The 20,461-nt window shown below is 64.4% G+C and carries 12 protein-coding genes; 5 read left to right on the top strand and 7 right to left on the bottom strand.

Features of this window, described 5'->3' with window-relative positions:
* Positions 1-2 precede the first annotated feature (2 nt).
* The 5 genes from fdnG to PSEST_RS10480 all read right to left on the bottom strand — a co-directional run bounded on the left by fdnG (position 3) and on the right by PSEST_RS10480 (position 7,292).
* Positions 3-3,068, bottom strand: coding sequence for a formate dehydrogenase-N subunit alpha (gene fdnG, locus PSEST_RS10505; protein WP_015276969.1), 3,066 nt, complete (start codon positions 3,066-3,068; stop codon positions 3-5).
* Between the two features lie 289 nt (positions 3,069-3,357).
* Complete coding sequence (gene ligD / locus PSEST_RS10495; RefSeq protein ID WP_015276968.1) at positions 3,358-4,281, bottom strand: non-homologous end-joining DNA ligase; 924 nt, start codon at positions 4,279-4,281, stop codon at positions 3,358-3,360.
* A 95-nt stretch (positions 4,282-4,376) separates the two neighbouring features.
* Entirely contained in the window at positions 4,377-5,258 is an 882-nt protein-coding gene (locus tag PSEST_RS10490; protein ID WP_015276967.1) for a Ku protein, read from the bottom strand.
* Positions 5,259-5,311: 53 nt separating this feature from the next.
* Positions 5,312-6,169 (bottom strand): SDR family oxidoreductase, encoded by an 858-nt coding sequence (locus tag PSEST_RS10485; RefSeq protein ID WP_015276966.1) that lies wholly within the window; start codon positions 6,167-6,169, stop codon positions 5,312-5,314.
* 106 nt (positions 6,170-6,275) lie between these two features.
* Positions 6,276-7,292, bottom strand: coding sequence for a zinc-dependent alcohol dehydrogenase family protein (locus tag PSEST_RS10480; RefSeq protein ID WP_015276965.1), 1,017 nt, complete (start codon positions 7,290-7,292; stop codon positions 6,276-6,278).
* A gap of 262 nt (positions 7,293-7,554) precedes the next feature.
* Between PSEST_RS10480 and PSEST_RS10475 the strand changes: the two genes are divergently transcribed.
* The 5 genes from PSEST_RS10475 to PSEST_RS10455 all read left to right on the top strand — a co-directional run bounded on the left by PSEST_RS10475 (position 7,555) and on the right by PSEST_RS10455 (position 15,786).
* Entirely contained in the window at positions 7,555-8,472 is a 918-nt protein-coding gene (locus PSEST_RS10475) for a LysR substrate-binding domain-containing protein (RefSeq protein ID WP_015276964.1), read from the top strand.
* Between the two features lie 229 nt (positions 8,473-8,701).
* Positions 8,702-9,931, top strand: a complete 1,230-nt coding sequence (gene mexE, locus PSEST_RS10470) for a multidrug efflux RND transporter periplasmic adaptor subunit MexE (protein ID WP_015276963.1) — start codon at positions 8,702-8,704, stop codon at positions 9,929-9,931.
* A gap of 99 nt (positions 9,932-10,030) precedes the next feature.
* Complete coding sequence (locus PSEST_RS10465) at positions 10,031-13,201, top strand: efflux RND transporter permease subunit (RefSeq protein ID WP_015276962.1); 3,171 nt, start codon at positions 10,031-10,033, stop codon at positions 13,199-13,201.
* Entirely contained in the window at positions 13,198-14,646 is a 1,449-nt protein-coding gene (locus PSEST_RS10460) for an efflux transporter outer membrane subunit (protein WP_015276961.1), read from the top strand. The genes PSEST_RS10465 and PSEST_RS10460 overlap by 4 nt, the downstream gene beginning before the upstream one ends.
* Before the next feature lie 147 nt (positions 14,647-14,793).
* Complete coding sequence (locus PSEST_RS10455) at positions 14,794-15,786, top strand: TRAP transporter substrate-binding protein (protein WP_015276960.1); 993 nt, start codon at positions 14,794-14,796, stop codon at positions 15,784-15,786.
* A 58-nt stretch (positions 15,787-15,844) separates the two neighbouring features.
* Here PSEST_RS10455 and PSEST_RS10450 read toward each other — a convergent pair whose 3' ends face one another.
* Entirely contained in the window at positions 15,845-17,332 is a 1,488-nt protein-coding gene (locus PSEST_RS10450) for an efflux transporter outer membrane subunit (RefSeq protein ID WP_015276959.1), read from the bottom strand.
* Entirely contained in the window at positions 17,329-20,433 is a 3,105-nt protein-coding gene (locus PSEST_RS10445) for an efflux RND transporter permease subunit (protein ID WP_015276958.1), read from the bottom strand. The genes PSEST_RS10450 and PSEST_RS10445 overlap by 4 nt, the downstream gene beginning before the upstream one ends.
* Positions 20,434-20,461 lie beyond the last annotated feature (28 nt).

The following is a 20,461-nucleotide window of genomic DNA, read 5'->3' as shown; positions in this document are numbered from 1 at the left end:
TCCTATAGCTTCTCGACGTTCACCAGGAACGACTTGAATTCCGGGGTCTGGGTGTTGCCGTCGCCCACGAAGGGGGTCAGCGTGTTGGTCAGGTGCGCCTTCCTGGCCACGCCGGTGAAGCCCCAGTGAATCGGGATACCGACCTGATGCACGGTGCGCCCGTCCACCTGGAGCGGACGCAGGCGCTTGGTCACCACCGCCACCGCATCGATATGCCCACGCTTGGAGCGCACCCGCACCTTCTCGCCTGCCGCGATGCCCAGCTCCCCGGCCAGCACCTCGCCGATCTCGACGAACTTCTCCGGCTGGACGATGGCGTTGAGCAACACGTGGGTCGTCCAGTAGTGGAAGTGTTCGGTGAGTCGGTAGGTGGTCGCCGCGTAGGGAAATTCCTCAAAGGTGCCGAAGGTGTCGCGATCCTCGGGGAAAATCCGCGCCACCGGATTGTGGTACGCCAGCGGATTGTTCGGGTGCAGCGGGTTATTGGGGATCGGCGACTCCAGCGGCTCGTAGTGCTCGGGGAACGGCCCCTCGCCCAGCCATTCGCTGGCGAAGAAATGCCCGGTGCCGCTCTCGGTGAGGATGAACGGCTTGACGTCGTCCTCCGGTGGCGCGGCGATCGGATAATCCGGTACATCGGCGCCGACCCAGCGTTCGCCGTTCCACCACACCAGCGCGCGATTCGGGTCCCACGGCGTGCCGTCCGGGCGTGCCGAGGCGCGGTTGTAGAGAATCCGCCGATTCAATGGCCAAGCCCAGGCCCAGCCGAGCGTTACCCCGATGTCGTAGGGGTCGGAATTGTTCCGTCGATCCATCATGTTGCCCTGCTCGGTCCAGGAGCCGGAGTAGATCCAGCAGCCGCAGGACGTCGAGCCATCGGCGCGCAGCTCGCCGAAGTCGTTGAGCAGTTCGCCCTTGCGCCGGATGATCCGGCCCTGGTCCTCGATGTCCGCCAGAGCGCGGCCGTTGTACTCCTGCGCCAGTTCCGCCGCGGCGGGATGGGCCGGGTCGCTGTAGTTCCAGGTAAGGTTGAGGATCGGCTCGGGGAAGGCGCCGCCCTCCTCTCGATAGAGCTTCTGCAGGCGATGGAACACGCCGGCGAGGATCGCCGTATCGGTTTTCGCCTCGCCGGGCGGCGGCGCGGCCTGGTGGTGCCACTGCAGCCAGCGCGAGCTGTTGGTGATCGAGCCGTCGTCCTCGGCGAAGGTGGTGGTCGGCAGGCGGAACACCGCGGTCTGGATCTGGCTCGGGTCGACGTCGTTGAACTCGCCATGGTTCTTCCAGAACTCGCCGGTCTCGGTGGCCAATGGATCCATGATCACCAGCCATTTGAGCTTTGACAGACCATCCAGCACCTTCGCCTTGTTCGGGAAGGCCGCGAGGATGTTGAAGCCCTGGCAGAAGGCGCCGGTCATCTTGCCCTTGGTCATGTCGTTGACCGCATAGAGCACGTCGTACAGCGGCTCCGACAGCTTGGGCAGCCAGTCGTAGCACCAGTTGTTCTCGGCCCTGGCGGCATCGCCGTAGAAGGCCTTCATCATGCTGACGAAGAAGCGCTCGTAGTGCTTCCAGTACGACACCTGGTTGGGCAACAGCGGCTGGCGGATCTTCTGCTTGATGTAGTCGTCGTAGTTCTGCGCGCCGGCTGCAGGCAACGTCATGTAGCCGGTCAGCAGGTTGGACAGCAGGCCGATGTCGGTCAGCCCCTGGATGTTGGAGTGCCCGCGCAGCGCATTGACCCCGCCGCCCGGCATGCCCATGTTGCCGAGCAGCAGCTGAACCATGGCGCCGGTGCGGATCATCTGCGCGCCGATGGAATGCTGCGTCCAGCCCAGGGCATAGAGGATGGTCATGGTCTTGTCGGGCGCCGCGCTCTGCGCCAGCAGCTCCCAAAGCTGCAGTACTTTGGCCTGCGGCATGCCGCAGACGCGCTCGACCATCTCCACCGTGTAGCGGCTGTAATGCTTGCGCATCATCTGGAACACGCAGCGTGGATGCTGCAGCGTCTCGTCGCGACGGACGAAGCCCTGCTCGTCCAGGTCGAAGTTCCAGGTGGCCTTGTCGTACTGGTGACGCTCCTCGTCGTAGCCGGTGAACAGCCCGTCGTTGAACTCGAAGCCTTCACGCACCAAGTGCGCCGCGTCGGTGTAGTGCAGCACGTATTCGTGGGCGTAGCGGTCGTTCTCGATCAGGAAGCTGATCAGCCCACCGAGGAAGACGATATCGGTCCCGGTACGGATCCAGGCGTGATAGTCCGCCACCGCGGTGGTGCGGTTGTAGCGCGGATCGATGGAGATCAGGATCGCATCGCTGCGTTCCTTGGCCTGCATGACCCAGCGGAAGCCCACCGGATGCGCTTCGGCCGAATTTCCGCCCATGGACAGGATGATGTTTGCATTGCGAATGTCGACCCAGCTGTTCGTCATGGCACCGCGACCAAATGAAGGGGCAAGACCTGCCACCGTCGGTCCGTGTCAGACGCGCGCCTGGTTGTCGAGTTTGAGGATGCCCAGCGCGCGGGTGATCTTCTGCGTGAGATAGGCCGTTTCGTTGGTGCACGCCGAAGCCGCCACCATCGACGTGGTCATCCAGCGGTTAACCAGCTGGCCCTCGTCATCATGGGTCTCGAAGTTGCGGTCACGATCATCCTTCATCAGGCGTGCGATGCGATCGAGGGCTTCGTCCCAGCTGATGCGCTTCCACTCATCGGTGCCCGGTTCGCGCACCTGCGGATAGCGCACCCGCGAATCGCTCTTGATGAAGTCGAGCACGCCGGCACCGCGTGGGCAGAGCGAACCGCGGCTGACCGGGTGATCCGGGTCACCCTCGACATGGAAGATGTGGTCATGGCTGTTGATCGCGCCGTCGCCACGCGCATAGAGCAACATGCCGCAGCCCACCGAACAGTAGGTACAGATATTGCGGGTGACCTTGGCGCCGGTGAGCTTGAAATGCCGCACCGAGGCCAGCGCCTCCTCCGGGGCGAACCCCATCATCGCCATGCTGGAAGCACCCAATCCGGCCGCGCCGAACTTTAGGAACTGCCGCCGGGATACTCGTACCGTCATCGGTATCTCCTGTCATCAATGCTCGGCCAACTAGAAGGTCGACTTTGCTCGAGCGAGCGGGTTCCGATGGCATGACGGGCGGCTCTACCGCCGGGGATTTCGGCCTGGCATCAAGCTGTTTCACGGCGGTGAAAGGCGGCGACGCTGACCGTGAAATGGTCGCCCCGCGGCCATTCGCGATCAGGACCCAGAGCGCTGGTCTAGCAACTGGATGCCAATATCCTCGCCCTGATGTGGGATCGAGCTTTGTCGCGATGGCGTGCCGCGGAAAGCCCGCCCATAAGCTCCCTCAGCCTTCTTTGCGCAACGTCTCGAGCAACGTGCTCGTGAGCCGCTGGCGGGTGCTGCCGTACTCGGCCCACGGATCGGCGCCTCGCTCGCTCAGGTACGCCCTGGCATTGCCCAGCCGCCACTGATCCGCTCCTTCCAGCTGACGCATCTCATCCAGGCTCACCGGCAGCGAAACGCCGAGCCCCGGCCGTGCGCGCACAGAGAACGCCGCCACCGTGCTGGCGCCACGCTGGTTGCGCAGGTAATCGACGAAGATGCGTCCGACCCGATTCTGTGCGCCCATCTTGCAGGCGATGCGCTCCGGGTGCTGACGGCCGAGCCTTTGAGTGACGCCCTGGGCGAAGCTGCGCACGCAATCCCAGTCGTGCCGTCGCTCGATAGGCACGACCACATGCATGCCGCGGCCGCCGCTGGTCTTCAGAAATGCTCGCAGCCCGAGCTCGTCGAGCAGCGCCAACGTCAGTTCGGTGGTGTCGATCATCCGCGACCAGGGCAACGCAGGGTCGGGATCGAGATCGAAGATCACCCGGTCCGGCCGTTCGATACGGTCGCTGCGGGCATTCCAGGTGTGGAACTCCACGCTGCCCATCTGTACCGCTTCGAGCACCGCCGTGATGTTGTCGGCCTGGATCAGCCGCGCATGCTCCGGGTCCAGATCCTTCGGCAGCGCGCGCATATGCGGCATCTTCAGCCGGCCGCAATGGCGCTGGAAGAAGCTCTCACCGCCGATGCCCTCCGGGGCGCGAACAATGGACAGCGGCCGCCCGGCAAGCTGTGGCACCAGCCAGTCGGCGACCGACAGGTAATATTCGGCGAGGGCGAACTTGGTGGTGCCGGTCGCCGCGTCGATCACCCGCTGCGGGTTGCTGATGCCGATGCCGCCAACCAATGGCCGTTCGGTGCTTTTGCGCTTTGCTGGCATGGCGCCCTCGGTCAGCTGGCCTTCTTGCTGGATTTGCTATCGGTGGCCGGCGCCTTGCGCGCTCGCGTAGACGACGATGCAGTCGATTTGGCTGCTTAGGCCTTGCTCGTGGTTTTCGGTTTGGCCGGCGCCTTTTTCGGCGCATCGTCCGCCTCGTCGTCTTCGCTGGCAGCGCGGGCCTTGCCAGGCTTGGCGGCAAGGCTCCGCTTGAGCAGCTCGGTAAGGTCGATGACATCGGCCGAACGCCGATCCACCGCCTCCTCCGGTCCGCCGACGGCTTCCAGCTTGCCTTCGCGGGCCTTTTTCTCCACCAGCTCCATGATCTGATCCTGGAAGGTGTCCTTGTACTGTTCCGGCTTCCACTTCTCGGTCATGTCCTCGACCAGCCGTTTGGCCATGTCCAGCTCACGCTCGGCCAGGTCCGGATCGAGAGCTTCATCCTTCAGTTCCAGGTACTCGACGCCGCGCACCTCGTCGGCCCAGCGCAGCGTGTTCATCACCAAGGCCTTGCCCAGCGGCATCACCACCGCCAGGTGCTGCTTGTTACGTAGCACGACGTTGGCGATGCCGACCTTGCCGGTCTGGATCAGCGTCTCGCGCAGCAAGGCGTAGACCTTTTCGCCGCGGCGGTCCGGCGTCAGGTAATACGGTGTGTCGATATACAGAAAGGAGATGTCCTTGGCGTCGACGAAGGCAACGATGTCGACGGTCTGGGTTGCCTTGGGGTGCGCCGACTTGATCTCGTCATCGCTGATCACGACGTAGCTGCCCTTCTCGTATTCCACGCCCTTGACGATGTTTTCGCTGTCGATGTCCTCGCCGGTGGTCTTGTTGATGCGCTTGTAGCCGACCCGGTCCATGCTGCGTTTGTCCAGCCAGTCGAAGTCGATGCCCTGGCGGGTGGTGGCCGGCACCAGCGCCACCGGGATGTGTACCAGTCCGAAACTGACTGCGCCTTTCCAGATCGTGCGTGGCATGGTCGTTCTCCAAGCGTTGATGTGGCCGAGCCATTCGTTGGCCCGGCAATGGGTCAGCCGTTGACCACGGTGCCGCCGTTGACGTGGATCACCTGGCCGCTCACGTAGGCTGCATCGCTGCTGGCCAGGTAGACATACGCCGGCGCCACTTCATCGGGCTGGCCGGGGCGCTTCATCGGCGTGTTGGAGCCGAATTCGGCGACCTCGTCGGCATCGAAGGTCGACGAAATCAGCGGCGTCCAGATCGGCCCCGGCGCGACGCCGTTGACGCGAATGCCACGCTCGGCGAGGTTCATCGATAGCGAACGGGTGAAGGCCGTGATCGCGCCCTTGGTGGCCGAATAGTCCAGCAGCTGCGGGCTGCCCTTGTAGGCGGTCACCGATGTGGTGTTGATGATCGAAGCACCCTTGCCGAGATGCGGTAGCACCGCCTTGGTCATCTGGAACATGCCGAAGATGTTGGTGCGGAAGGTCTTCTCCCACTGTTCTTCGCTGATGTCCTCGAGCTTTTCCTGCGGGTGCTGTTCGGCGGCATTGTTGACCAGGATGTCGAGCTTGCCGAATGCGGCGAGGGTTTCGTCGATGACCTTGCGGCAAACGTCGCGGTCGGCGACGTCGCCGGCGAAAGTCAGGCAGCGGCGGCCGTACTGTTCGACGACGGTGCGGGTTTCTTCAGCGTCCTGATGCTGATCGAGATAGAGGATCGCCACGTCGGCCCCTTCACGAGCGAACAGCACGGCCACCGAACGACCGATGCCGCTGTCACCGCCGGTGATGATGGCGGTCTTGCCTTCGAGCTTGCCCGCCGCCTTGTAGTCTTCGCCACGGTATTCCGGGCGGGGGTTCATCAGCCCCTCTTTACCGGGCTCGGGCTGCTCCTGGGGCGGTAGGGTCTGGTTGTCTTCGGCCATGGAAAATCCTCCGTCTAGGTTGTGAGCCTGTCTTCGGAGGACTGGAACGGCGCGAGAAAAGTTTCTGCGGGGCGATGAGAGGGCCCTGTACAGGGCCCTTGAAGGCTCAGCCCAAGGTCAGCACGACACGACCGCGGGGGATGCCACTTTCAACATACCGATGGGCTTCGACGGCCTGCTCGAACGGAAACAGCCGATCGACCTGCGGGCGTAGCAGGCGGTCGGCGGTAAGCTGATTGATATGCTGCAGCGCGCGCTCGACCGCCTCGCGGTTCTGCTCGATGCCCAGCTCCGGTTGCCCGGTGAAGTCGCACAGGCAGTGCAGGAAGAACTTGAAGTTCTTCTTGAACGCCGCGCAGACCGGCAGCGCGGTCTCGTTGCCACCGTTCATGCCGTAGAGAATCAGCTTGCCCAACGGCGCCATGACATCGCCCAGCAGCTTCATCTGCGAGCCGCCGCAGGCATCCAGCACCACCTCGACGCCACGGCCTTCAGTCAGCTTCTGCAGGCGGCCGACCAGATCTTCCTCTTCGGTGACGATGACGGTTTCCGCGCCCAGCTCGCGCAGGTAGTCGCGGTCTTCGCTGGTATCACAGGTGGCGATCACCCGCCCGCCCAGCGCCTTGGCCAGCTGTACCGCCGCCGGGCCGGTGCAATGTGCGGCCTGGTTGATCAGCACGTACTGGCCGGGTTCCAGCTGGGCCAGTTCCACCAGCGCGAAATAGCTGACCAGCATCGGCGTGTAATGAATGGCTGCCTCGCTGGCGTCGAGCATGTCCGGGTAGTGCACCAGCGCCTGTTGCGGCAACAGGGCGTGCTCGGCATAAAGCGGATATTGATTGAGATCGTGGGCCGGGAAGCCGGCAACCTGATCGCCGACGCTGAAACCCTGGACGCCCTCACCCACCGCCAGCACCTCGCCTGCCACTTCGCTGCCGAGCCCGGCAGGCAGACGCGCGTGTCGTGGCGCAAGATCCTGGCGCCAGAGCACGTCATTCCAGCTGACGCCGATGGCACGAACGCCGATCAGCACCTCGCCGGGGCCGGCAACCGGCACCGCGCGCTCCTCGTGGCGCAACACGTCGGCCGGACCGAACTGATGAAAACGGATGATGCGGGACATTTCGACCCCTCACTTACTACTGTGCAAACGGACTTTATCGTCAGTATCGTCACAACTCCAGCGAACGGCGTGGATTCCCATTGATAGTCCCCATGCGCCGTAATGATGGAACTGCGTATGTATCCCTGCCAGGCATTGCAGCTTTGTGCATTTCGAAAGCGGGATCGGGCATGCCGCTGGCTACCGAAGCTGTCTAGAATGCATACCACCCTCCAGAGCCGGATGCCTCCTGGCCCGGCTGCAGGCTCGACGTGAACCAGGTATGAATCGCAACGACCTTCGCCGTGTTGACCTCAATCTGCTGATCGTTTTCGAAACGCTGATGCACGAGCGCAGCGTGACCCGCGCTGCAGAAAAGCTGTTTCTAGGCCAGCCGGCGATCAGCGCGGCGCTGGCACGCCTGCGCACCCTGTTCGACGACCCGCTGTTCGTGCGTACCGGCCGCAGCATGGAGCCTACGGCTCGCGCATTGGAGATCGCGAAGCTGCTATCGCCGGCACTGGATTCGATCTCTACTGCCGTCAGTAGTGCCTCGACCTTCGACCCGGCGACCAGCAGCCAGGTGTTTCGCATCGGCCTGACCGATGAAGTCGAGTTCGCCCTGCTGCCACCGCTGCTGCGCCGCCTGCGCGCCGAAGCGCCGGACGTGGTGCTGGTGGTGCGCCGCGCCAACTACCTGTTGATGCCCGGCCTGCTGGCGTCCGGGGAGATATCCGTGGGCGTCTGCTACACAGAGGAGCTGCCGGCGAACTCCAAGCGCAAGGTACTGCGTCGACCCAAGCCGATGCTGCTGCGCGCCGACAGCATTCCCGGCCGGCTGAGCATGGAGGACTACTGCAGCCGTCCGCATGCGATGGTCTCCTTTGCCGGCGATCTTAACGGCTATATCGACGAGGAACTGGCGCTGCACGGCTGCAAGCGCAAGGTGGTCCTGGCGGTGCCGCAGTTCAACGGCCTGGCTAGCTTGCTCGCCGGAACCGACATCATCGCCACCGTTCCGGATTACGCCGCCGCCGCGCTGGCCGCCAACGGCGGCGTGCGCGCCGAACCGCTGCCGTTCCAGACCAGCCAGGACTTCGAGCTGTCCATGGCTTGGCGCGGCGCCCAGGACAACGACCCCGCCGAACGCTGGCTGCGCTCGCGTATCCAGATGTTCGTTGGCGATCCGGACAGCCCATAAAACCGCTTCACGTTTCACTTCTGTGTTTCGGTGTCCTGAACCGCTGGCGAGGCACTAGCCAGTGTTCCGCCGGAGCGGCGTCTGCCGCACAGCGCACCTCGCCCGGCGCTGATTCCGAATCGTTAACCATCACCGCCAATGATATTCACCTTCGCCTTGTTCGATTTCTGCTGAACGACTTGACCACGCAGACTCCTGCCATCAACAAATCCGACTTGCGGAGTCAAGCATGGAACGTTCGTTCAACGCCTTGCGTTTTCCCCTTATCGCCCTGACGGTGCTGATCACCGCCGCTTGTGGCAAGGCACCGGAGGCCACCCAGTCGGGCATGCCGCCGCCCGCCGTCAGCGTCGCGGAAGTCATCGAACAGCAGGTGACCGAGTGGGACGAACTCACTGGCCGCCTGGAAGCGCCAGAATCGGTGGAGATCCGCCCGCGCGTGTCCGGCTTCATCGACAAGGCGGCCTTCGAGGAAGGTGCGCTGGTGAAGAAAGGCGACCTCTTGTTCCAGATCGATCCGCGGCCGTTCCAGGCCGAGGTCAAGCGCCTGCAGGCCCAGCTGCAACAGGCCCGTGCCATCCAGCAGCGCACTGTTGCCGAGGCCGAACGCGGCGAGCGCCTGCGGCAGAAGAATGCGATTTCCGCCGAGCTGGCCGATGCCCGCGTCAGTGCCGCCAGCGAAGCCCGTTCGGCGACGGCGGCGATTCAGGCACAACTGGATCGCGCGCAACTGGATCTGTCCTTCACCCGCGTGACGGCGCCCATCGACGGACGCGTCGGCCGCGCGCTGATCACCTCCGGCAATCTGGTCAACGCCAGCGAGGCGCTGCTGACCACGCTGGTCTCCACCGACAAGGTCTATGCCTATTTCGAAGCGGACGAGCGCACCTACCTCAAATACCGTGAGCTGGCGCGCAACGGTGACCGTGGCGAGACGACGCCGGTCTACCTCGGCCTTTCCAGCGAGGACGGTCACCCGCACCTGGGCCACATGGACTTCGTCGACAATCAGGTCGACCCGCGCACCGGTACCATTCGCGGTCGCGCGGTGTTCGACAACCGTGACGGCAGCTTCACCCCCGGCCTGTATGCGCGGCTGAAGCTGGTCGGCAGCGCCACCTACGACGCCGTGCTGATCAAGGACGTCGCCGTTGGTACCGACCTCGGCAAGAAATTCGTCCTGGTGCTGGCCGAAGACGGCACCGTCGCCTACCGGCCGGTCGAGCTCGGCCCCAAGCTCGAAGGGCTGCGCATCGTCCGCAGCGGTCTGGCGAAGGGCGAGAGCATCGTGGTCAATGGCCTGCAGCGCGTGCGCCCGGGCAGCCCGGTGCAGCCGGAGTCGGTGCCCATGGCCGACGCCGAAACGCTGGCCACGCTCCGCCAGCAGAACCGTGCGATCAGCGAGGCGATGAAGCCACAGGTGGTCGAGCGCACCCTGGCTCAGCGCCCAAGCAGCTAAATACCGACACAACTCACCTGAACTCCGGCGCGCATGCCGCGCCAATCCGATCGATCCGCCAGGGCGCCGCCAGATGCGCGCCCTACCCCGGAGTGCGCCATGAATTTCTCGCAATTCTTCATCAGGCGGCCGATTTTCGCCGCCGTGCTGTCGCTGGTGATCCTCATCGGCGGGGCCATCTCGCTGTTCCAGCTGCCGATCAGCGAATACCCCGAAGTCGTCCCGCCCACCGTGGTGGTACGCGCCAACTTCCCCGGCGCCAACCCCAAGGTGATTGGCGAAACCGTCGCCTCGCCGCTGGAGCAGGCCATCACCGGCGTCGAGGGCATGCTCTACATGTCGTCCCAGGCGACCGCCGACGGCAAGCTGACGCTGACTATCACCTTCGGCCTGGGCACTGACCTGGACAACGCCCAGGTGCAGGTGCAGAACCGCGTCACGCGCACCATGCCGACCTTGCCCACCGAGGTGCAGCGCCTCGGCGTGACCGTGGACAAGGCCTCGCCCGACCTGACCATGGTGGTGCACCTGACCTCGCCGGATCAGCGCTACGACATGCTCTACCTGTCCAACTACGCCGCGCTCAACGTCAAGGACGAACTGGCGCGGCTGGATGGCATCGGTGACGTGCAGCTGTTCGGCATGGGCGATTACTCCCTGCGCGTCTGGCTCGACCCGGAGAAGGTCGCCTCGCGCAACCTCACCGCATCGGACGTGGTCAACGCGATCCGCGAGCAGAACCGCCAGGTCGCCGCGGGCTCCTTGGGTGCGCCGCCGGCACCGGGTGCGACGGACTTCCAGCTGTCGATCAACACCCAGGGCCGCCTGGTCACCGAGGAAGAATTCGAGAACATCATCATCCGCGCTGGTGAAGATGGCTCGATCACCCGCCTGCGGGACATCGCCCGCGTCGAACTGGGCTCCAGCCAGTACGCGCTGCGTTCGCTGCTGAACAACCAGCCCGCCGTCGCCATTCCGGTATTCCAGCGCCCGGGGTCGAACGCCATCGAGATCTCCGACTCGGTGCGCGCACGCATGGCGGAACTGAAACGCGACTTCCCGGAAGGCGTGGACTACGAGATCGTCTACGACCCGACCATCTTCGTGCGCGGCTCCATCGAGGCGGTGGTACATACGCTGCTCGAAGCCATCGTGCTGGTAGTGCTGGTGGTGATTCTGTTCCTGCAGACCTGGCGCGCCTCGATCATTCCACTGGCCGCCGTGCCGGTGTCGCTGATCGGCACCTTCGCGGTCATGCACCTGCTCGGTTTCTCGCTCAACGCGCTGTCGCTGTTCGGCCTGGTGCTGGCCATCGGCATCGTGGTGGACGACGCCATCGTCGTGGTGGAAAACGTCGAGCGCAACATCGGCCTCGGCAAGTCGCCGGAGGAAGCGACCCGTCAGGCCATGAAGGAAGTGACCGGGCCGATCATCGCAACGGCGCTGGTGCTCTGCGCGGTGTTTATCCCGACTGCATTCATTTCCGGCCTCACCGGGCAGTTCTACCAGCAGTTCGCGCTGACCATCGCCATCTCCACCGTGATCTCGGCGTTCAACTCGCTGACTCTGTCGCCGGCACTGGCCGCTGCGCTCCTCAGGTCGCACGACGCGCCCAAAGACGGCTTCTCGCGGCTGCTCGATCGGATTTTTGGCGGCTGGCTGTTCGCACCGTTCAACCGCATGTTCGACCGCGCCAGCCACGGCTACGTCGGTCTGGTGCGGCGCATCCTGCGCGGCAGCGGCATTGCACTGGTGGTCTATGTCGGACTGGTCGGCCTCGGCTACATGGGCTTCGCCAGCACGCCGACCGGTTTCGTGCCGCCGCAGGACAAGCAGTATCTGGTCGCCTTCGCCCAGCTGCCGGACGCCGCCACGCTGGACCGCACCGAGGACGTGATCAAGCGCATGTCGGAAATTGCCGGCAAGCACCCGGGCGTGGAAAACACCGTGGCCTTCCCGGGCCTGTCGATCAACGGCTTCACCAACAGCCCGAACAGCGGCATCGTCTTCACTCCGCTCAAACCCTTCGATGAGCGCAAGGACCCATCGCTCTCGGCCAACGCCATCGCGGCGGACCTGAACGGCCAGTTCGCGCAGATCCAGGATGCCTTTATCGCCATCTTCCCGCCGCCACCGGTACAGGGGTTGGGCACCATCGGCGGTTTCCGTGTGCAGGTGCAGGACCGCGGCAACCTCGGCTACGAGGAGCTGTACAGCCAGGTGCAGAACGTCATTGCCAAGAGCGCGGACTATCCGGAGCTGGCCGGCCTGTTCACCAGCTATCAGGTGAACGTGCCGCAGGTGGATGCCGACATCGACCGGGAAAAAGCCAAGACCCACGGTGTGCCGATCGACGAGATCTTCGACACCATGCAGGTCTACCTCGGCTCGCTGTACGCCAACGACTTCAACCGCTTCGGCCGTACCTATCAGGTCAACGTCCAGGCGGACCAGAAGTTCCGCCTGGCACCGGAGCAGATCGGTCAGCTGAAGGTGCGCAACAACCGCGGCGAGATGGTCCCGCTGTCGACCTTCGTCAACGTCACCGACAGCGCCGGCCCGGATCGGGTCATGCACTACAACGGCTTCCTCACCGCCGAGATCAACGGCGCGGCCGCGCCGGGCTACAGCTCCGGTCAGGCCGAGGCGGCCATGGAGCGCCTGCTCAAGGCTGAACTGCCGAACGGCATGAGCTACGAATGGACCGAGCTGACCTATCAGCAGATCCTCGCTGGCAATACCGCAATCTTCGTTTTCCCGCTCTGCGTGCTGCTGGCCTTCCTGGTGCTCGCTGCGCAATACGAGAGCTGGAGCCTGCCGCTGGCGGTGATTCTGATCGTACCGATGACACTGCTCTCGGCCATCACCGGGGTGATCCTCGCCGGTAGCGACAACAACGTGTTCACCCAGATCGGCCTGATCGTGCTGGTGGGCCTGGCGTGCAAGAACGCCATCCTCATCGTCGAGTTCGCCAAGGACAAGCAGGAGGAAGGCATGGACCGGCTGGCGGCCATCCTCGAAGCCTGCCGCCTGCGTCTGCGGCCGATCCTGATGACCAGCTTCGCCTTCATCATGGGCGTGGTGCCGCTGGTGCTTTCCAGCGGGGCCGGTGCCGAGATGCGTCATGCCATGGGTGTCGCGGTGTTCAGCGGCATGCTCGGGGTGACCTTCTTCGGGCTCCTGCTGACCCCGGTGTTCTATCTGGTGATTCGCGCCTTCGTCGAGAAACGCGAAGCCCGCAAGGCGGTTTACAAGGAGGTTCAGGCATGAAGTTCTTCGCCCTTTCACTGCTCTCTCTGGCACTGAGCGCCTGCGCGGTCGGCCCGGATTACCGGGCACCGCAACCTGAACCGGCGCGCATCAGCCAAGCAGCGAGTGGCGATTACGACCGCTCGCGCTTCGAGGCAGCCTGGTGGCAACAGTTCGAAGACCCGACGCTGGATGCCCTGGTCGGCGAAGCGCTGGCCGAGAACCGCGAACTGCGCATCGCCTATGCCCGCCTGCGTGCCGCCCGGGCGATCCGCGATGACGTCAGCAATGATCGTCTGCCCACCGTCACTGCCGGTGCCAGCGCCGATATCGGCAAGGCCCAGCAACCGGGCGTGACCGAGCAGCGCGTGAATGCAGAACGCTATGATCTGGGGCTGGACATGGCCTGGGAGCTGGACCTGTTCGGCCGCATCCAGCGCCGTCTGGAATCCAGCGAGGCGCAGGCCGATGCCGTCGAAGCCGAGCTCTATCAGCTGCAGGTCAGCCTGATTGCCGAGCTGGTGGATGCCTACGGCCAGTTGCGCGGTGCCCAGTTGCGCGAGCGCATCGCCCGCGACAACCTGGCCAACCAGCGCAATTCCCATGAACTGACCGAACAGCTGCGCGAAGCGGGCGTCGGCAGCGAGCTCGACGTGCTGCGCGCCGACGCGAGGCTGGCGGCGACCGAAGCCAGCCTGCCGCAGCTCAGGGCGCAACAGGCACGTGCGCGCAATCGCATCGCTACCCTGCTCGGCCAGCGCGCCGATCAGCTTGCCGTCGACCTCGCCCCGCGCGACCTGCCGGCAATTGCCAAGGCGCTACCGATTGGCGATCCCGGCGAGCTGCTGCGCCGGCGCCCGGACATTCGTGCAGCCGAGCGTCAGCTGGCCGCGGCCACTGCCGATGTCGGCGTCGCCACTGCTGATCTGTTTCCGAGGGTCAGCCTTTCCGGCTTCCTCGGCTTCATCGCCGGGCGCGGTTCGCAGATCGGTTCCAGCGCCGCTCAGGCCTGGGGGGTGGCACCGAGTATCAGCTGGGCGGCGTTCGATCTAGGCAGCGTGCGGGCGCGCCTGCGTGGTGCCGAAGCCGATGCCGACGCGGCGCTGGCCAGCTATGAGCACCAGGTCCTGCTGGCACTGGAAGAGTCGGAGAACGCCTTCAGTGATTACGCCAATGCCCAGCAGCGCCTGCTTTCTCTGCTGCGCCAGTCCACCGCCAGCCGTGCCGCTGCCCGGCAAGCGGAAATACGCTATCGCGAAGGCACAGCCGATTTTCTGGTGTTGCTGGATGCCGAACGCGAACGCCTGACGGCCGAGGATGCTCAGGCGCAGGCCGAAGTGGAGCTCTATCGCGGGGTGGTCGCGCTGTACAAGGCGCTTGGCGGCGGCTGGGAAGTGACCGATAAGTCACTGCGGACCAGCAACGCGGCGATGGCGCCAGCGGAGGGACACCAGGCAAAACTGTGACACGCTGCCACTCCCGTCGGGTTGGTTCGGGAAAGCGCTTTCAGTCGTCATCTATCTTTGGCATAAGGGGCGGCTGAAAGCCTAGACGTGTCCTAGCGGTCGGTCCGCATGGATGCACTGCCAACCAACCAGAATAAAGAGTCTTTCATGAAGCCGATCATTACTCTTGCCGGGGTCTTGCTGGCGCTCGCCAGCGCCTGTGCCCAGGCGGAGCCCATCGTCATCAAGTTCTCCCACGTAGTGGCCGACGACACCCCCAAAGGCAAGGGTGCATTGATGTTCAAGCGCCTCGCCGAAGAGCGCTTGGCCGGTCAGGTACGCGTCGAGGTCTATCCCAACTCGACGTTGTTTGGCGATGCCACCGAGCTCGAAGCGCTGCGCAACGACGAGGTTCAGTTGCTCGCGCCGTCACTGGCCAAGTTCGAGCAGTACACCAAGCAGCTGCAGGTATTCGACCTGCCCTTCCTGTTCGACGACATCGAGGCAGTCAATCGCTTTCAGAAGCGCGCCAAGGGCAAACAACTGCTGCGCTCCATGGAAGACAAGAACATTACCGGTCTGGCCTATTGGCACAACGGCATGAAGCAGCTGTCGGCAACGCGCATGCTGCGCCAGCCGAGCGATGCTTCGGGCCTGAGTTTCCGAATCCAGCCGTCCGCCGTTCTGGAAGCGCAGTTCGGCACTGTTGGCGCATCTACCCAGAAGATTCCCTTCGCCGATGTCTACGACGCCCTACGCGCCGGTACCGTACAAGGCGCTGAAAATCCCTGGTCGAACATCTACAGCAAGAAAATGCACACCGTGCAGCCCTATATCATCGAGACCGATCACGGCGTGCTCGACTATATGGTGGTGAGCAACACGCGCTTCTGGATGGGCATGCCGCACAAGATCCGCTTCGAACTCGAAGCGATCCTCGATGAGGTCAGCTTCATGGTGAACCGTGAGGCCGACGAGCTGAACCGGGCCGACCGCGAGCGGATTCGCCAGGCCGGCACATCGGAAATCGTCGCCCTGTCCCCGGAAGAGCGTGAGCGCTGGCGTGAAGCGATGCGTCCGGTGTGGCAGCAGTTCGAGCCGGTGATCGGCGCGGACATCATCAAGGCTGCCGAAACGGTCAACCGCAAGCAGCGCAACTGACCAGACCTGCAATGCAAAAAGCCCTGCCTGTTGGCGGGGCTTTTTTATGCCCGTGCACTCAGCGTTCGGTGGTCGAAAGTACCGGCGCCAGCTCCAGTTGTTGAGCATCCCAGCCACCACCCAGCGCCGCGATCAGCAGCACACTGGCGGTCAGCCGGTCGCCAAGCAACGTCAGGTTGGTGCGCTGGTTGTTCAGCGCTGTGGTCTGCACCGTTGCCACGCTGAGGAAGTCCACCGTACCGGCGCGATACTGGTTCTCGATCAGCCGCAGGGATTCCTGTGCAGCCTCCAGCGCCTCACGCTGAACCACTGCCTCCTCTTCCAGCACGCGCAGCTGCACCAGGTAGTCCTCCACCTCGCGGAAGCTGTTCAGCACCGTCTGCCGGTAACTGGCCACGGTCTGATCGTAACTGGCCTCGGCCCGCTCCAGTTCGGCACGCCGTCCACCGAAATCGAGCAGCGTCAGTGCCAGTTGCGGCCCCAGTGACCAGAACCGATTGGGTACGCTGAACAGGTCGCTGAAGCTACTGTTGCGATAGCCGCCGCTGGCCGACAGTGTCAGCTCGGGATACCAGGCGGCCTCCGCCACGCCGATGTTGGCATTGGCCGCCATCACCTGACGCTCGGCCGAGGCGATATCCGGACGACGCTCGAGCAACTGCGACGGCACGGCGAGCGGTATCGCCGGCAACGGCGGGATATCCTCGCGCACGGCGATGCCCAGTTCCGACGGCGCCACGCCCACCAGCACCGCGATTGCATGCTCCATCTGCGCCCGTTGCCACTTGAGGTCGATGGCCTGCGCCTGGGTGCTCTTGAGCTGCGTCTGCGCTTGGCTGACATCGGACCGGGGCACGATGCCGGCGCGATACTGGTTCTCGGTCAGGCGCAGCGAGCGCGCATAGGCCTCTACCGTCTGGTCGAGCAGCCGCTGGTGTTCGTCGATCACCCGCAGTTGCAGATAGGTCTGCACCAGTTCCGCCTGCAGACTGAGCCGAGCAGCAGCGAGGTCAGCGGCGCTGGCCTGCATATTGGCGCGATTGGCTTCCAGGTTGCGGCGCAAGCGGCCCCAGATATCGGCCTCCCAGGATGCGCTCAGGCCCGCTTCGTAGCTTTCACCCACCCCACCATTGAAAGTACTACCGGTGCTGCTGGTGCTACCGCTGCCTTGGGCCGAACGACTGACGCCAGCGCTGCCGGACAGGATCGGAAACAGCTGCGAGCGCGCGCCGCGAACCAGCGCCCGTGCCTGGCGGAACTGCGCCTCGGCCGCGGCAATGTTCTGGTTGGAGACATTCAGCCGGCTCACCAATGCATCCAGCTCGGCATCGCCGTACAGCCGCCACCACTCGCCACGCTGCAGCGCATCGGCTGGCGTGGCGGGTTTCCAGCCTTCGGCCTGCTTGAATTCGCTGGCCACCGGCAGGTCCGGCCGTTGGTAGTCGGGCCCCAGCGTGCAGGCTCCCAATGACAGGGCGAGCACGGCAACCGCGAGGGGGCGTAGGGCATGCTTCAGCGATGAGGGGTTCAGCGACGGCGAATTCATAGCGAGTTTTCCAGGGCGGCATCGGTGCGGACACCGCGCCAGCTGTTGAAACGATGACGCAGACGATCCAGGTACAGATAGACCACCGGCGTGGTGTAGAGCGTGAGGATCTGGCTCAGCAGCAGCCCGCCAATGATGGTCAGACCCAGCGGCTGGCGCATTTCGGCCCCTTCCGCACCGCCGAGCAGCAGCGGCAACGCACCGAGGATCGCCGCCATGGTGGTCATCAGGATCGGCCGGAAACGCAGCAGGCAAGCACGATGGATCGAGTCGGCGGGCGACAGCTTGTCCTGACGCTCGAACTGCAACGCCAGGTCGATCATCAGGATGGCGTTCTTCTTCACCACGCCGATCAGCAGGAACAACCCGAGCAGCGAGATCAGGCTGAACTGGTCGCCGGTGAGGATGATCGCCAGCAAGGCGCCCACACCCGCCGAGGGCAAGGTGGAAAGGATGGTCAGCGGGTGGATGTAGCTCTCGTACAGAATGCCCAGCACGATATAGACCAGCAGCAAGGCGCCGAGAATCATCAGCGGCTGGCCTTCCTGGGTGGTCTGGAAGGCGCTGCCGGTGCCGCCGAGACGGCCCTGCACCTCACTGGGCATGCCGATGGCCGCCACCGCCCGCTCGATGGCCAGGGTCGCCTGGTCGAGACTGACGCCGGGGGCCAGGTCGAAGTCGATGTTCTCGGCGGCGAACTGGCCATCGTGGCTGACGCGATCTTCCTCCAGGCTGCGCTCGTAGCGGGCAAATGCGGCCAGCGGCACGCGGCGGCCGTCACTGGTCACCACGTGAATCTGCTCCAACACCTCCGGGTACTGCGCGTAGCTCGGATCGATCTCCATCACCACCTGGTACTGATTGAGCGATTCGTAAATGGTCGAAATCTGGCGCTGGCTGAAAGCATTGTTGAGCAGCGTGGTCACGGTGCTCATGTCGATGCCCAGACGCTTGGCCGCATCACGGTCGATCTTCAGGCTGATCTGCTGCGCACCCTCGCCGTCGTTGGCGTCGATGCTGGTGAGCTCCGGCAGGTCGGATAGCGCCCGGGTCACCTGTGGCACCCAGGTACGCAGGTCGTTGAGGTCGCTCGCCAACAGCGTATAGGCATAGGCCGAGCTGCTCTGCCGGCCACCGCCGAATTGCAGGTCCTGGTCGGCCATGAGGAACATCCGTCCACCGGGCACCTTCGGCTGATTCTTGCGGATGCGCTCGATGACCTTTTGCGCCGAAATACCGCGCTCATTCAACGGTTTCAGCCGCACGATCATGAACGCGTTGTTGATGCCGCCCTGCCCGCCGATGAAGCCGGCCACGCTTTCCACCGCCGGGTCGGCGAGGACTGCCTTGCGGAAGATCTCCATCTTCGGCTGCATGACCTGGAACGACATGCCGTCGTCGCCGCGGATAAAGCCGGTGATCTGCCCAGTGTCCTGCTGCGGCAGAAATGTCTTGGGCACCTGCACGTAGAGCACCACGTTCAGCGCAATGGTCGCCAGCAGGCTGAGCAAGGTGATGCGCCGATGACGCAGCGCCCAGCTCAGCGAACGATCGTAGTAGCGCAGCAGCCACTGATGAGCATCGTGGCTCCAGCGCTGCAGGCGCCCTTCCTTCTCCGGCTCATGCGGCTTGAGCCAGCGCGCGCAAAGCATTGGCGTCAGGGTCAGCGAGACCAGCAGCGACACCAGGATTGCCGCCGCCAGGGTGATGGAGAACTCGCGGAACAGCCGTTCGACGATGCCGCCCATATAGAGGATGGAGACGAACACCACCACCAGCGACAGGTTCATCGACAGCAGCGTGAAACCGACCTCGCGGGTGCCGACGTAGGCCGCCTTCAGCGGTGGCATGCCATCGTCGATATGCCGGGCGATGTTCTCCAGCACCACGATGGCGTCGTCCACCACCAGGCCGGCGGCGAGGATCAGTGCCATCAGCGACAGCACGTTGAGCGAGAAGCCGAACATGTACATCACGGCAAAGGTGCCGACCAGCGACACCGGCACCGCCAGTGCCGGGATCAGTGCGGTGCGCAGGCGGCCGAGGAACAGGAACACCAGCACGATGACCAGGCCTACCGCGATCAGCAGGGTGCGCTCGGCCTCGTGCAGCGTGGCGCGGATCACCGGTGAGCGGTCCATGGCGATGTTCAGGTCGACGCTGCCCGGCATGATCGCCTGCAGTGCTGGTAGCTCGCGGCGGATGCCCTCGATGGTCTCGATGATGTTGGCGCCGGCCTGGCGGTTGACGATCAGCAGCACGGCCTGTTCGTTATTGAAGAAGCCACTGTTGTAGCGGTCCTCCACCGAATCGCGCACTCGCGCCACGTCACCCAGGCGCAGTGCGGCGCCATCCTGATAGCGGATGATCAGTGGTGTGTAGTCGGCGGCCTGGTGCAGCTGGTCATTGGCGCGCACCTGCCAGTGCTGGTCGGCGTCCTCGACCATGCCTTTGGGCCGGCGCACGTTGCCGTTGGCGATGGTCTGGCGCACTTCATCCAGCGACACACCGTACTGCTCCAGCTGCTGCGGCTGCAATTCGACACGCACCGCCGGCAGCGAGCTGCCGCCGACCTGGATCTCGCCAACGCCGGAGACCTGCGACAGCTTCTGCGCCAGGATGGTGGAGCCGATGTCGTACAGCTCGGCCTTGTCCAGTACCTCGGAAGTCAGCGAAAGCACCATGATCGGTGCCTGCGACGGATTGATCTTGCGGTAGGTGGGCATGCTGCGCATGCCGCTGGGCAACAGGTTGCGCGAGGCATTGATGGCCGCCTGCACGTCGCGGGCAGCGCCATTGATGTCGCGATCCAGATCGAACTGGATGATGATCCGGGTCGAGCCCTGGCTGCTGCGGCTGGTCATCTGGCTGACCCCGGCGATGCTGCCCAGCGAGCGTTCCAGCGGTGTCGCCACGCTGGAGGCCATGATCTCCGGGCTGGCGCCGGGCAGGCTGGCCTGCACGGTGATCACCGGGAAGTCCATGTTCGGCAGCGGCGATACCGGCAGCAGGCCGAAGCTGACCCCGCCGAGCAGCAGGATCGCCAGGCTGAGCAACATGGTCGCCACGGGGCGGGCAATAAAGGGCGCGGAAAGGTTCATGCCCGCCCCCGCACGGTCACAGGCTGGC

It is taken from the genome of Stutzerimonas stutzeri RCH2, from assembly GCF_000327065.1.
GTDB classification, from domain to species: domain Bacteria; phylum Pseudomonadota; class Gammaproteobacteria; order Pseudomonadales; family Pseudomonadaceae; genus Stutzerimonas; species Stutzerimonas stutzeri_AE.
The sequence above is the reverse complement of the archived record's forward strand: the minus strand, read 5'-3'. Positions and strand labels throughout refer to the sequence as shown.